We start from the raw sequence: 14,328 nt of genomic DNA on the forward strand, positions 1-14,328 counted from the left end.
TTGCGCGGTAGACGTTTGCGTTGTACGGCATACTGCGCCCATGACTTTCGACTCGCCGCTCGCCGCTTATCAACACGCTATCGCCCAGCAAGGCTTCGTGCCCGACGACGCTCAGCGCCGTGCGGTGCAGGCCTTGCAAACCTGTCATCAGGCGTTGCATCTGGGCGGTTCGCCGATTGCGGGTGTTTACCTGTGGGGGCCGGTGGGGCGCGGCAAGACCTGGCTGATGGACCAGTTCCATCAAAGCCTGCGCGTGCCCGCACGCCGCCAGCATTTTCATCACTTCATGGGTTGGGTGCACCAGCGTTCGTTTCAGCTCACCGGCACCCGGGACCCGCTGCAGGCGGTGGCCCGGGAACTGAGCCGGGACGTGCGCGTGCTGTGCTTCGACGAGTTGTTCGTCAATGACATCGGTGACGCAATCATTCTTGGTCGCCTGTTTCAGGTGATGTTCGAGGAAGGCGTGGTGATGGTCTGTACCTCCAATCAACCCCCCGAGCAGCTGTACGCCGAAGGTTTCAACCGTGAGCGCTTCCTGCCGGGTATCGAGGCGATCAGGCGGCATATGCAGGTGGTGGCGGTGGACGGCGGCGAGGATCATCGCCTGCATCCCGGCATTGGCCTGCAGCGCTACTGGGTGAACCAACCTGATGCGCTGGCCCCGGTGTTCAAACAGCTGAGCGACGGGCAAACCGTCGGCCATGGGAAGCGGGTGGACGTGGGGCATCGCACGATTACGGCGGTACAGGCCAGCGACGCGGTGCTGTGGTGCCGCTACGCCGAACTCTGCGAACAACCCCTGGCCGCGATTGATTTCATGCTGCTGTGCGATCGCTTCAAGGCCATTCTGCTGGGGGAGGTGCCCAACCTGAGCGCACAACAGCGCCCCGGTCGTATTGCCCGTGGCACCGAAGACGGCGTCGAGCGCGTGGACGCGGGGGATCGCCAGTTGCCGGAGTTGTCCAGGCACGATGACAGCGTGCGACGTTTTATCGCGTTGGTGGATGAATGCTACGACCGCAAAGTGCCGTTGTTCATTGAGGCCCAGGTGCCACTGGAAAGTCTCTACACCGAAGGCTACCTGGCGTTTCCTTTTCGCCGCACCTTGAGCCGCTTGCGCGAAATGCAGCTGCTGCGCTTCGGTGCTTGAGAGCCCCGGGATCACCCCGCTTGGGGCTTTGGATGCCCGCAACCTGTGCGTTTTCTGTCAGACATTTGTCGTTAATCGCCTTCATCTACTGCCGACTCCATGCTTACAATTGCCCTCTCAAAGGGAATCGGTTCCCTGGTTGTCGTTATCGAGGAAGGAAATGGACACCCCAGACATCCTGGTGCTGCAAGCCAGCTACACCAACGCCGTGCACGCCGAGGCCATCGGTTCGCTGCTCAACCACTATGCTGAAGACCCGATGGGCGGCGGCCACAGCTTGCCGGCCGATCTGTTGCAGCAACTGCCTGCGGAACTGGCCAAGCGCCCCCATGCATTCAGTGTGCTGGCATTCGTTGGGGGTGTGCCGGCCGGGCTGGTCAATTGCTTCGAGGGGTTTTCGACGTTCGCCTGCCGGCCCTTGGTCAACGTCCACGATGTGGTGGTGGCGCAACAGTTTCGTGGCTTGGGCTTGAGTCAGAAGATGCTGCAGAAGGTCGAGGAAATCGCCCGGCAGCGCGGTTGCTGCAAGATCACTCTGGAAGTGCTTGAAGGCAATGCGCCGGCACAGTCGGCCTATCGCAAGTTCGGTTTTGACCACTCGGTATTTGATCCCGCCCATGGCCGCATGTTGTTCTGGAACAAGTCACTTTAATAACAACGCTGAAAAAAGGCGCGATGATGAAAAAACTGCACTCGCGTAATGGTGACGCGGAGCGTGGGAACGATCAAACAACAAGTCACTGTAATAAAAGCACTGCAAAAAAAGGCGCCATTGAATGGCGCCCAATAAACCTTTGCCAAAGGAGCGGATTGGCACAGGGTACTTGCGGATTAACTCAGCATTAAATCAACTGTTGGGTTGAGCGGGTTCGGCAGTGGTGGCTTTAACCGATTTGCCATCGGCGGACACAACTTGCTGTTCGGCCTTGCCGTGGGTGGTTTCCTGAATGAAGCTGAAGTTGTTATAGAACTCTTTCGAACGCTCTGAACCGCCCTCGGCAAAGGCGGCGGCGGAGGTCAGGGTCATCAGGCTGGCAAGCATCAGTGTCGAGAGTTTCATTGCAGTGTTCCCATTAAGAGTGATAGGTGTCCGGTCACTCCATGATCAGATCGTGGGGCGACTATGGCGTTATCCTATTAAGTGGGAATTAACGGAACTCACCTGCGAAGTTAACGTTTTTGTTAACTTCGCAGGGCAGGGCGTTATAGCCTCCAGTCAAGTGCCAGTGTGATCGAGCGTGGATCGCCCCAATACACGCCATTATAAAAACCGACGCGCTCGTAGTATTTCTTGTCAAACAGGTTATTGACGTTAATCGATGCCGTCAGCTGTTCGTCGAACTGGTAGCGCGACATCAGGTTGACCACGGTGTAGCCCTGTTGCTCGATCTTTGCCCGCGTGGTGATCAAGTTGCCTTTGTCATCGCGTACGCCCGTGGGCCGATCGCCAAAGTCAAAGATATCGCTCTGCCAATTTACCGCGCCGCCCACGGTCAGGTTGCGCCAGGCCCCCGGCAGGCGGTAAGCGCTGGATAGTTTCAGCAGGTTCAACGGCTGGCCGGTATTGTTGCGCTGGCCTGCGCCGTTCACCGAGTGGGTGTAGGTGTAGCCTGCGGTCAGGTTCCAGTCCGGTGCAATTTCCCCGGCCGCCTCCAGCTCGAAACCCTTGACCTTGTTGCCCTTGCCGCCGGACTTGTAGAACTCCTCGCCGGTGGCCGGGTTGGGCGGCACCGAGTCATCGCGTTCGGCGACGTTGTCCTGGGTGCTCCAGAAATACGCGGCCGCCAGGTTCAGTCGCTCGTTGAGCACGCTGCCCTTGAGGCCGATCTCATAGTTGCTGCCCACCACCGGCTCCAGGTACTTCTTGTTGACGTCCCTCGTGCTTTGCGGCTTGAAGATGTCGGTGTAGCTCGCGTAGACGGTGTACTGCGGCGTGATGTCGTACAGCAGCCCGGCGTAGGGCGTCCACATACCGTTATGGGTCTGGCCGGTTTTGCCCGATGCGGTCAGTTGATCGTTGGCGTCGTATTGGGGTGTGGCGCTTTCCAGCTCCCAACTGCCATAGCGGCTGCCGAGAACGGCATGCAGACGGTCAGTCAGGCTCAGGCGCGTGGCGAGGTAGCCGGCCTTCTGTTGTTTCTTGCTGTGCTCGCCCTTGAGGTCGGTGACGTCATCGGTGAACTTGCCGATACCGCCCATGTGCTTCCAGTCCTCGATGGTGTAGTAGCCTTTGGGCAGATTGCTGCGCATGAAGGGCGAACTGTCCCGTTGCGCCGCTTCGCCGTAGCCCATCATCAGCTGATGTTCGCGGCCCAGCAGGGCGTAGCTGCCGGCCAGGTTGAGGTCGATGGCTTCCATTCTCGACGTGCCGCGCATATGGCTGGCCCAGGCGGTCATGCCGCTGCGGTCGGCATTGGGGAAACCTGCGCCGCCGTAGTACACCTTGCCATCGGTATCGCTCTGGCGATGGGTGTAGGCGGCCTTCAGGTGCCAGTCGCCGCCGAGGCGATGATCGAGGGTGGCGAAGGTGGTCTTGTCGGTCAGTGGCCAGGAACTCCAGTGCGCGGCCATATTGGTGGAGCGCGACAGCCCGGCCTTGCCGCCCTGGCTGTTCCAGTAGGGTACGGTGCCCCAGGACGTGCCTTGTACCTGTTTGTCCTGGTAATCAAAACCTACGGCCAGCACGGTGTCGTCGGACAGGTCGCCCTCGAGAATGCCGTAGCCGACCGCGCGTTGCAGTGCATAGTTGTCGCGAAAGGACTTGCTGTCACGGTAGGCCAGTACGCTGCGCCCGCGCAGCCTGCCGTCGAAGGCCAGCGGGCCACCGACGTCGAGATAGCTGTAGTAGTTGTCATGGGTGGCGCCGCTGATCCCGGTATTCGCCTGCCATTGGGCGGTAGGGCGCTTGCGTACCATGTTGACGGTGGCCGAGGGGTCGCCCGCGCCGGTGGTCAGGCCGGTGGCGCCGCGCACCACTTCGATACGGTCGTAGATGATGGTATCGGCGTCGCTCTTCATGAAGCCGAAGGTGTTGAGCATCCCGTCAATCTGGAAGTTGTTGATGCCGTAGCCACGGGAGGTATAGGACACGCGATCCGAGTCATTGTGCTGGACGTTGATGCCGGTGGTCTGGCGCAACACCTCGGTCAGGGTGTTGAGATTGAAATCATCCATCTGTTGGCGTGTGATCACCGAGATCGATTGCGGGGTTTCCTTGACGGACAGGTTCAGGCGCGTGGCGGTGTTCATCGAGCCTGTAGTGTAGGCGCCGGTGTGCTCGGTGGTCGTGCCCAGGCCTTCGGCGGTCACGCGGGTAGCGCCCAGTTCGAGGGCGCTGGAGGGGGCTTGTTCAGGGTCGGTTTCGGCCAGCAGTTCAGGGCTTAGCGCAAGGCTGAACAGGCCCAGGGTAACGCTGATGGAACGGGTAAAAGGCGCGAGCATCGCGGCAAACTCCTTGTCGTCTCTGAGGCCGCCCCGAAAAGGGGCGGGTATGGCTCAAAGACGAAAGGAGGGGCGGAACTTTAGGTTTAAACGAGAATGATTGTTATCTTTGTGTTTCAAGCCTCTCGGTTACTTGACCACCACGTCGGTGCTGTCGGCCTTTTTCGGTTTGATCAAACTGAAATCGATTAAGGCTTTCTGCTTGGTCTCGTAGGGGTTGCCGATCAGCAAGGGGCGCGGCTTGAAGCTGTCGCTGACCAGGCTTTTGCTGTGGTCCAGTTCATCGAAACTCAAACCGGCCAGGTCCGCCCAGGTGTGGATCAGCTGCGAGCTGCTGTAAGGCCGCTGCAGGTCGCCGGCGAAGCTCCAGTCGTGGCTTTCGCGCCACTTGGGTGAGGCGTAGGCCATGAACGGAATGGTGTACATCGGCGCGGTCGGCTTGCCTTCGTTGCGGCCCAGGGTGTCGTGGCCGGCCGAGTCGAACACGTCTTCGCCGTGGTCCGACAGGTACAGCAAAAAGCCGTTGGGATCGGTCTTGGCGTAGTCCTTGATCAGGCTCGACACCACGAAGTCGTTGTACAGCACCGCGTTGTCGTAGCTGTTATAGGTCGGCAACTGCGCGTCGCTGACGCCCGGCGGCACACCCTGGCGATCGGTGAACTTGTCGAATGTCTGCGGATAGCGGTACTGGTAGCTCATGTGCGTGCCCAGCAAGTGCACCACGATGAACTTGCGTTCGGCGGTATCGGCCAGGGCCTTGGAAAACGGCGCCAGTACGTCGCCGTCGTATTGGCGGGCGTTCTGGTTGCGGTTGTTGTTCAGGTACACCTGCTCGTCGGCCTGTTCGGAAAAGGTCGTGAGCATGGTGTTGCGCTTGGTCATGGTCTGCTGGTTGGTGATCCAGAACGTCTTGTAGCCGGCCTGTTTCATCACGCTGACGATCGACGGCGTCTTGAGGTACAGGTCCGGGTTTTCTTCGTCGGCGAAGGTCAGCACCTGCTGCAACGCTTCGATGGTGTAGGGGCGCGGGGTGATGACGTTGTCGAACACCGCCAGTTGGTCGCGCAGCTTGTCCAGTTCCGGCGTGGTATTGCGCGGGTAGCCATAGAGGCTCATGCGCTGGCGGTTGGTGGACTCGCCGATCACCAGCACCAGGGTGGAGGGCTGGCCGGCCATGCTGTCCTTGAGGTTCTTCAAGGGCGGAATCTGGCTGGCACTGGTCAGCATGCCTTGCATGTTGTCCAGCTGTTCGGTGTAACGGCGGTAGGCAACGATCATCTGCCACGGCACGGCCGGTTCTATCCGGGTTTCGAAGCGGTCGATGGCCTGTTCCATCGTGTCGCTGGTGGCGATCTGCTTGACCAGCGGGTAGCCGACCACCGCCAATACGATGGCGATGGCCGCGACGATCGACTGGCCGCGGGGCAAGTACACCGGGCGCAGGCGTGTCCAGAGGAACACCGCGAAGGCGGTGTGGGCAAGGAACGCCAGCACGATCCACCAGGCAAAGTACTGGGTGGCGTATTCGCCCGCTTCAGAAATGTTCGACTCGAACATGATGAAGATCACGCTCTGGGAAAATTCCTGCTGGTAAATGAAGAAGTAACCCAGGCTGGCCATGGAACAGGCCCACAGCACCACGCCGATCACGGCGGCAAGCACCCGCGTTTGCCGGGGGAACAGCAGCATCGGCGCCAGCCACAGCGCACTCATGAAGAATGCCTGGCGGAAACCACTGAAGCCGGACGTACCGGTCAGTTGGATAAGGAGTTGGGTAATACCCGAGAAATACCAGAAAAACAGGAATAACCAGCCAAGGCCAGCCCAATCAAAACCTTTCGCAGTCGTCGTGCTGCGTTTGAACATCGCCATCCAGCGCCCCATCAGAAAATGATCGTTGCGCACAGGCGCGCAACATCGGGCCGCTCAGAACATGAGCGGCATCGCGGGCGGGAGTATCGGGACAAGCGTGTGAAAACTTTGTGAGTTTTCTGTAGGTATTGCCTTACAAACTAACCAAAGGCATTCAGCAGAGCGCGGGCTTGGCGCCGGACGGCAGTTCGAGCTGGGCCTGGAGGTGCGAACGCAGGCGCAGGACTTCCTGTTGCAACTGATCGCGCTCGTCTTTCAACTGGCGCAATTCATCGCGGCGGATGCTGACGTAGAGGGTCTGTGGCGGTCGGGTCATCTGTGCTGTGCTCATTGCTTGCCTCGCAAATAGCCGGGTAGATCGCGCCGCCGAAACAGGTGAGCGGCAGCAGTCGGGACAAGTTTGAATTCTTTTTCACATCAAGGGAACTTTTTTATTTTTGATGGTCGTGTGACTTTTGCCGCCGTGATGCTGAAGTGATGGCAACTTTTTTGCCATGAAACTACACGGATCCGCTCTGGACTAACCCTCATTAGCCTCATTGCGCTATAAACTATGTCACACATTTTTTAGCAGTTAGGAGCATCAGCACATGCAACTGGGGATTATCGGACTAGGCCGCATGGGCGGTAACATTGCGCGGCGCCTGATGCTCAATGGGCATACCACCGTTGTATATGACCGTAACGAAGCCTTTGTCAAAGGCCTGAGCGAGGAGGGCGCCACCGGCGTCGCCGACTTGAAAGCCCTGGTGGCCGGCCTGCAAAAGCCTCGCGCCGTGTGGGTGATGTTGCCGGCGGGCGCGCCGACCGAAGACACCATCAATGAACTCAGCGGGCTGCTGGAAAGCGGTGACGTGATCATCGATGGCGGCAACACCAATTACAAGGACGACGTGCGTCGCGGCAAGGCCCTGGCGGAAAAAGGCCTGCACTACGTCGACGTCGGCACTTCCGGCGGCGTGTGGGGGCTGGAACGCGGCTACTGCATGATGATCGGTGGCGACGTGGAAACCGTGCAGCGCCTTGATCCGATCTTCAAGAGCCTGGCACCTGGCATCGGCAGCATCCCGCGGACCAAGGACCGTTCGGCCGCCGCCGACCCGCGTGCCGAACAGGGTTACATCCATGCCGGCCCGGCGGGCTCCGGTCACTTCGTCAAGATGATCCACAACGGCATTGAATACGGGATGATGCAGGCATTTGCCGAAGGTTTTGACATCCTCAAGACCAAGAACTCGGACAACCTGCCCGAAGACCAGCGCTTTGACCTGAACGTGGCCGACATTGCCGAAGTCTGGCGCCGTGGCAGTGTCGTGTCGTCGTGGCTGCTGGACCTGACCGCCGATGCCCTGGCGACCGATCCGAAGCTGGACGGCTATTCCGGTTCCGTGGCGGACAGCGGCGAAGGTCGTTGGACCATCGAAGCGGCCATGGAGCAGGCGGTGCCGGTGCCGGTACTGTCGACGTCGCTGTTCGCGCGTTTCCGTTCGCGCCAGCAGAGCACCTACGGTGACAAAATGCTGTCGGCCATGCGCTTCGGCTTTGGCGGCCACGTGGAGACTTCCAAAAAATGACCGCCAACGGCAAGAAACCCAAGGCCGAACCCGCTCCACCGACCACGCTGTTTCTGTTTGGCGCCCATGGCGACCTGGTCAAGCGCCTGCTGATGCCGGCGCTGTACAACCTGAGTCGCGACGGGCTGCTGGGCGATGGCCTGCGCATCGTCGGCGTTGATCACAACGCTATCAGCGACGCCGACTTTGCCAAGAAACTCGAGGACTTCATTCGCACCGAGGCTGCCGGCAAAGTGCGCGGCAACGCCGAAAATGCCCTGGACCCGCAGTTATGGGCCCAGTTGGCCAAGGGCATCAGCTACGTCGAGGGCGACTTCCTCGACGACAGCACCTACGCGGCTATCGCGCAGAAAATTGCCGACAGCGGCACCGCCAATGCGGTGTTCTACCTCGCCACTGCGCCGCGCTTTTTCAGTGACGTGGTGCAACGCCTGGGCAGCGCCGGCTTGTTGAGCGAAACTGACGAAGGCTTTCGCCGCGTGGTCATCGAAAAGCCCTTCGGCTCCGACCTGGCCACCGCAGAAGCCTTGAACGCGTGCCTGCTCAAGGTGATGAGCGAGAAGCAGATCTATCGCATCGACCATTACCTGGGCAAGGAAACGGTGCAGAACATCCTGATCAGTCGTTTTTCCAACGTGTTGTTCGAAGCGTTCTGGAACAATCATTACATCGATCACGTGCAAATCACCGCCGCTGAAACCGTCGGCGTGGAAACCCGTGGCAATTTCTTTGAGAAAACCGGCACGCTGCGGGACATGGTGCCCAATCACCTGTTCCAGTTGCTGGCCATGGTCGCCATGGAGCCTCCGGCGGCCTTCGGTGCCGACGCGGTGCGCGGAGAGAAGGCCAAGGTGGTCGGTGCAATTCGGCCCTGGTCCCTGGAAGATGCGCGAGCCAACTCCGTGCGCGGGCAGTACACCGCCGGTGAAATCGCCGGCAAGCAACTGCCGGGCTATCGCGAAGAAGCCAATGTCGCGCCTGACAGCAGCACCGAGACCTTTGTCGCGCTGAAAGTGATGATCGACAACTGGCGCTGGGTCGGCGTGCCGTTTTACTTGCGTACCGGAAAACGCATGAGCATCCGCGACACCGAGATTGTGATCTGCTTCAAGCAGGCGCCTTACGCGCAGTTTCGCGACACCGACGTCGATGAACTCAAGCCCACGTACCTGAAGATCCAGATCCAGCCGAACGAAGGCATGTGGTTCGACCTGCTGGCCAAAAAGCCCGGGCCGACCCTGGAGATGGCCAATATCGAGTTGGGGTTCGACTATAAGGACTTCTTCGAGATGCAGCCGTCGACGGGCTACGAAACCTTGATCTACGACTGCATGACCGGCGACCAGACCCTGTTCCAGCGTGCCGACAACATCGAGAACGGCTGGCGTGCGGTGCAGCCGTTCCTGGATGCGTGGAAGGAAGACGACGGTATCCAGGCCTACAAGGCCGGCGAAGATGGCCCGGCGGCGGCGGACGCATTGCTGGCCCGTGATGGCCGTACCTGGCACAGCCTCGGATGAGTGATGCAGCGATTCATCCCATCCGTTTTATCCTCAGTGACGTGGACGGCACATTGCTGCATCCGGATCACAGTCTCAGCCAGCGCACGGCCGATGCGGTTCGCGCGTTGCGTGAGGCGGGGGTGCTTTTCAGCCTGGCCAGCGGGCGCCCGCCCAAGGCCATGATGCACTTGATCGAGACCTTCGGGATCGACGTGCCGGTGGCGGGTTTCAACGGCGGTACGTTGATCAACCCGGATGGCAGCATCCTGGTGGCGCACCATCTGCCGGCGGAAGCGGCGTTAGTGACATTGGCGCTGTTCTCGGCCGAGCCTGACGTGGAAGTCTGGGTATTCGCCGACGGCGACTGGCTGCGCCGTGACCCGCCGGGGCCGATGGCGCAGCGCGAAGCTGACGGTCTGGGGTATGGGCCGATAGTGGTGGAAAGTTTCGAGCCCTACCTGGACCGGGTCGACAAGATCGTCGCCGCGAGCAATAACACCCAGTTGCTGGTGGAGCTGGAAGCGCGGTTACATCCCAAGGTACAGGGCCTGGCCCAGGTCTCACGTTCGCAACCGGTTTATCTGGATGTGACAGCGATGCTGGCCAATAAAGGCGAAGCCTTGAAGACTCTGGCGGCGCACCTTGGGGTGCCGCTGGAACAGACGGCGGCCATTGGTGACGGCGGCAACGACCCGGCGATGTTTCATGTGGCCGGTTTATCGATTGCCATGGGCCAGGCCGAAGAAACCGTCAAGCGTCAGGCCAGCGTGGTCACCGGCAGCAATGTCGATGACGGCGCCGCCGAAGCGTTCGAGCGCTTTATTCTCAACGTGCGATAAGTAAGCTCAACTTCCGATCACTGTAACGCAGTGATCGGAAGTTACCCTCTTGACTTACTTGGGCATTGCCCACTGCTGCAACTGATGGCCATCTTTGTCGAGCTCGGCACGTGCCTGCAACAGCAAGTCTTCCAATTGCGCCGGGTCTGTGTAAGTGGTCGAGGACAGCTGTTTGCTGCCGATACGCGTATTGGTGCGGTCGATGACGCTCAGGCTGAGGGCGCCATGACCATCGTGCCAGGCCACGCACTGGAAGGGCTGGAAAGCACGGTCTGCAATCAAAAGAGCTTCGTTGATGCGCAGCGGAGCGTTCATGTGTGTCGTCTCTCTCTATGCCCATTCAAGTGAATACCGGCGGTTGGGCTGACCGTGCGGCGGGTTACTTGTACTGATGCACGATGGTGGGGGGCGGGTCACATGCTAGAGCGATAAATTTTAACTTTCCCTGACGGGCGTCATGTAAGCGGCTGTTTTGAAAGCGGAACTAACGTTTGGCAAACGGACAACTTTTTACGAGTTGATGGTTTTTGGCTCGCGGTTATAGCGAAAGGGTACAAGCGCGGCGTCAATATTTTGATATGTTTCTATTCGGTATCTATAAATGATTGTTTCTATTAAATAAAACTGACGCCAAGGAATAGTCATGCTTGTGACGCCTGCGCAACGCCGCCTGCTGGTGGTCGACCCCTGTGAGGACTGCCACGGGTTACTGCCCGGCTTGCGTACGGTTGGCTGGGAAGTCGACAGCTGTGCCCTGGAAGCCGTGGGCGAGCGTTCCTGCGATGTGGGCCTGCTGCGGTTGCAGCCCTGTCATCTGGAACGTCCCGAAGCGGTCAAGGAGCTGATTGGCCGTAGCGGCACCGAATGGATCGCCGTACTCAGCCAGGATGTACTGCGCCTGCAGAACGTCGGGGATTTCGTCTGCGAATGGTTTTTTGACTTCCACACCTTGCCGTTCGATGTGTCGCGGGTGCAGGTCACCCTGGGGCGCGCCTTTGGCATGGCGCGCCTGCGCGGCAAGGGTCACACCCCGGTGGGTGGGCCCGGGCATGAGCTGCTGGGCGACAGCCGGCCCATTCGCGAACTGCGCAAATTGTTGGCGAAGTTGGCGCCCACTGAATCGCCGGTACTGATTCGCGGAGACAGCGGCACCGGCAAGGAACTGGTGGCCAAGACGCTGCACCGGCAATCCCAGCGACACGCCAGGCCGTTCGTGGCGATCAACTGTGGTGCGATTCCTGAACACCTGATCCAGTCGGAACTCTTCGGCCATGAAAAGGGCGCCTTTACCGGTGCGCATCAGCGCAAGGTCGGACGCATCGAGGCCGCCCATGGTGGGACGCTGTTCCTCGATGAAATCGGCGATCTGCCGATGGAGCTGCAAGCCAACCTGTTGCGGTTTCTCCAGGAGAAACAGATCGAGCGCGTCGGCGGCAGCCAGCCCATCCCGGTGGATGTGCGGGTGCTGGCCGCGACCCACGTTGACCTTGAGGCCGCCGTCGAAAAGGGCACCTTTCGCGAGGACCTGTATTACCGGCTGAACGTGCTGCAAGTCGTTACCGCGCCCTTGCGTGAACGCCATGGCGACGTGGCGATGCTGGCCAATCACTTTTCGCGTTTCTATAGCCAGGAAACCGGCCGCCGCCCGCGCAGCTTCAGCGAGGCGGCCTTGGTGGCGATGGGACAACACCCGTGGCCGGGTAATGTGCGTGAACTGGCCAACCGTGTGCGGCGTGGCCTGGTCCTGGCCGAAGGGCGCCAGATCGAGGCGGCTGACCTGGGATTGCAAGGCCCGCAGGCTGTGTCGCCGCCGATGGCGACGCTGGAAGATTACAAGCACCGCGCCGAACGTCAGGCGCTGTGCGACGTACTTCACCGGCACAGCGACAACCTGAGTATCGCGGCCCGGGTGCTGGGCGTTTCCCGGCCGACGTTCTACCGGTTGCTGCACAAACACCAGATCCGCTAGGTTTTTTCAAAGGGTGCATGCAAATCAAAATGTGGGAGGAGGCTTGCCCCCGATGACGGCCTCAGAGCCAGCCAGTATCTTGGATCAGACCGAGTACATATCCATTATTTAGGTCACGGCCACTTAGGGTTCCGCCCTTACGGCGGCTCACTTTTGAAAAGCCGGAATGCCGGCCCAGTCAAAAGTAAGCAAAACGCTCTTGCCCCACCACTCGGCACCTCGCTTGGGCTCGGTGTGCCCGAACGCAGGCTTGAATCCGTGGGCCGCCGCAATGGGCCATCCATGGCCCAGTGCGGCTAACCCGGCGTCCTGCCGGGTTACCCACGGATTCAAGCCTGCGTTCGGCCAGCGTGGTTTAACGGGGCGCCTAAGATCAAGATCAAGATCAAGAGCGACTCGCTTCGCATCGTGGTTACGGTTGAGCGCTACAGAGTTGTGTAGATACCTGCTCATCGGAGGCAAGCCCTAATACCAGTCAGTTAAGCGTACACGCCTCTGTAGGAGCGAGCTTGCTCGCGAAAAACGTCAACGATAACGCGTGCTTCCTGAATGGACGCGGTGTCTGTGAGTTTTTCGCGAGCAAGAGCTAGGCGCCCCCCTCGCTCCTAGAAAAAGCCTTAACTGATTGGCATTAGGGCAAACCCCACATTTAAAAGCGCTCGCCTCTCGATCAGAAGTAATACGGAAATTTCAGACTGAACGTAAAGTCCGGCGCGTCATCGGTCATCCCGATCGCCAGGTTCGGCACGATGGTCAGGTTGTCCGACGCGGCAATGGTCATGCCGACGTTGAAGTAGCCCGCATTCGCATCGCTGGAGACCACCGATTGCCAGTCGCCGCCGTCCGGCTTGAGCTTGCTTTTGCGCTGCACCAGGTCGGACACCGAGAACGACATGCTCATTTTTTCGTTCAAGGCAAAGGCTACGCCGACACCGAACTGGAAGCTGTCGCCCAGGCGCACCTTGCCCCCCACCTTCTGGTTGACCTCACTGCTGATGTCATCGAACGAGTCTTCGAAGTTGTGGGTGTACGACAGCGAGCCGAACAACACCGCAGGGTCGAAGGTCTTGACCAGGGAGATGCCCGGTGTGACCGACCACACGCCGTTGCCCGTCGGCAGGCTTTCGGGCAGGTAGAGGTTGTCGTTGTTGGGTTGTTTGACCAGTTTGATGCCAAATGGCTCTTTGCCCGTAGGCGCCTTCACCCGCACCGACACCACGGCATCCGGCAGGGTAGGGGTTTCATCGAGGAATTTGTACGCCACGCCGAAGTTGACGTCGCCGATGGTGGGGTCGCGGGTCACCGAAGCTTCGGAGGTGGCCGTGGCATCGTTGCCGGCGCCGCCGGACTGATAGGTCGATTCGCGGTAGACCACCGGCACGTTGAGGTCGAACTGCCAACGGTTATCGAGGTTGTAGCGGCCGGTCAGGTCCAGGGTCCAACTGTCGGACTTGATTCGGTCCAGGTTGATGTTGCCGAGGAAGATCGAGTCCAGCGCCAGGAAGCCGTTGAGGGTCAGTTGGCGCGCGTCGTAGCGGGCATAGGTGATGCCGGTCTCGACGCTGAACTTGCCATTGCCGAAAAAGCCGCTGGCTTCGTTGTAGAGGTTACTGACGCTTTGTGCAGGGGCCGAGTCGTCCTTGAGCGACTGGCCGTAGGAACTGCCGCCGCCTCCCGCGCCCCCTGACGCCGCCGCACCGGTGCCTGCGACGCTCGTAGCGCCTTTCTTGAAGTCGGCGGGGGATTTGGCCAGGCGCCTGGGTTCCGGCGCGGCCGGTTGATCTTCCACCTGGCGTACACGTTGTTCCAGCACGGCCAGGGCCTTTTGCTGCACGTCGTAGCGTTGCTTGAGTTCCAGGAGTTCCTGCTTGAGGGTTTCGATATCGGCATCCGGCGCGGCATACAACACGGATGCGGGCAAGAGGGTACTTAAACAGACCACCGCGCGGAGCGATAACGATCGATGCATGAAATAAGTCGT

General features: G+C 60.0%; 12 protein-coding genes. 6 read left to right on the forward strand and 6 right to left on the reverse strand.

Going from position 1 to position 14,328, the window contains the following annotated elements; all coding sequences use genetic code 11:
- Positions 1-40 precede the first annotated feature (40 nt).
- Positions 41-1,150, forward strand: a complete 1,110-nt coding sequence (zapE, locus tag TU82_RS05710; protein ID WP_057722159.1) for a cell division protein ZapE — start codon at positions 41-43, stop codon at positions 1,148-1,150.
- A gap of 160 nt (positions 1,151-1,310) precedes the next feature.
- On the forward strand, positions 1,311-1,802 hold the full coding sequence (locus tag TU82_RS05715; RefSeq protein ID WP_057722160.1) for a GNAT family N-acetyltransferase: 492 nt from the start codon (positions 1,311-1,313) through the stop codon (positions 1,800-1,802).
- A gap of 195 nt (positions 1,803-1,997) precedes the next feature.
- Here TU82_RS05715 and TU82_RS05720 read toward each other — a convergent pair whose 3' ends face one another.
- From TU82_RS05720 to TU82_RS28875, 4 genes are all read right to left on the reverse strand, one after another.
- Positions 1,998-2,210 (reverse strand): hypothetical protein, encoded by a 213-nt coding sequence (locus TU82_RS05720; protein ID WP_057722161.1) that lies wholly within the window; start codon positions 2,208-2,210, stop codon positions 1,998-2,000.
- A 143-nt stretch (positions 2,211-2,353) separates the two neighbouring features.
- The gene (locus tag TU82_RS05725) at positions 2,354-4,591 is read right to left on the reverse strand and encodes a TonB-dependent siderophore receptor (RefSeq protein WP_057722162.1); all 2,238 of its coding nucleotides are present in this window, start codon (positions 4,589-4,591) and stop codon (positions 2,354-2,356) included.
- A gap of 129 nt (positions 4,592-4,720) precedes the next feature.
- Positions 4,721-6,463, reverse strand: coding sequence for a phosphoethanolamine transferase CptA (locus TU82_RS05730; RefSeq protein ID WP_057722608.1), 1,743 nt, complete (start codon positions 6,461-6,463; stop codon positions 4,721-4,723).
- Between the two features lie 154 nt (positions 6,464-6,617).
- A complete protein-coding gene (locus tag TU82_RS28875; protein ID WP_163003427.1) occupies positions 6,618-6,794 on the reverse strand; it encodes a DUF6026 family protein in 177 nt (58 codons plus the stop codon).
- A gap of 259 nt (positions 6,795-7,053) precedes the next feature.
- Here TU82_RS28875 and gnd point away from each other — a divergent pair, with 259 nt between their 5' ends.
- The 3 genes from gnd to TU82_RS05745 are packed head-to-tail and all read left to right on the forward strand — an operon-like array spanning position 7,054 to position 10,378.
- The gene (gnd, locus tag TU82_RS05735) at positions 7,054-8,037 is read left to right on the forward strand and encodes a phosphogluconate dehydrogenase (NAD(+)-dependent, decarboxylating) (RefSeq protein ID WP_057722163.1); all 984 of its coding nucleotides are present in this window, start codon (positions 7,054-7,056) and stop codon (positions 8,035-8,037) included.
- Positions 8,034-9,557: a glucose-6-phosphate dehydrogenase gene (gene zwf / locus TU82_RS05740; protein ID WP_057722164.1), complete on the forward strand. Its 1,524-nt coding sequence runs from the start codon at positions 8,034-8,036 to the stop codon at positions 9,555-9,557. Before gnd ends, zwf begins: the two co-directional genes overlap by 4 nt.
- Positions 9,554-10,378, forward strand: a complete 825-nt coding sequence (locus TU82_RS05745) for a Cof-type HAD-IIB family hydrolase (RefSeq protein WP_057722165.1) — start codon at positions 9,554-9,556, stop codon at positions 10,376-10,378. Before zwf ends, TU82_RS05745 begins: the two co-directional genes overlap by 4 nt.
- A gap of 54 nt (positions 10,379-10,432) precedes the next feature.
- On the opposite strand, the gene TU82_RS05750 is transcribed toward TU82_RS05745, so the two are convergent.
- The gene (locus tag TU82_RS05750; RefSeq protein ID WP_057722166.1) at positions 10,433-10,693 is read right to left on the reverse strand and encodes a hypothetical protein; all 261 of its coding nucleotides are present in this window, start codon (positions 10,691-10,693) and stop codon (positions 10,433-10,435) included.
- Positions 10,694-11,021: 328 nt separating this feature from the next.
- Here TU82_RS05750 and TU82_RS05755 point away from each other — a divergent pair, with 328 nt between their 5' ends.
- On the forward strand, positions 11,022-12,347 hold the full coding sequence (locus tag TU82_RS05755) for a sigma-54 dependent transcriptional regulator (RefSeq protein ID WP_057722167.1): 1,326 nt from the start codon (positions 11,022-11,024) through the stop codon (positions 12,345-12,347).
- Between the two features lie 670 nt (positions 12,348-13,017).
- Here TU82_RS05755 and TU82_RS05760 read toward each other — a convergent pair.
- Positions 13,018-14,316 (reverse strand): hypothetical protein, encoded by a 1,299-nt coding sequence (locus TU82_RS05760; RefSeq protein WP_057722168.1) that lies wholly within the window; start codon positions 14,314-14,316, stop codon positions 13,018-13,020.
- Positions 14,317-14,328: the final 12 nt, after the last annotated feature.

It is taken from the genome of Pseudomonas orientalis (assembly GCF_001439815.1).
Classification (GTDB): domain Bacteria; phylum Pseudomonadota; class Gammaproteobacteria; order Pseudomonadales; family Pseudomonadaceae; genus Aquipseudomonas; species Aquipseudomonas orientalis.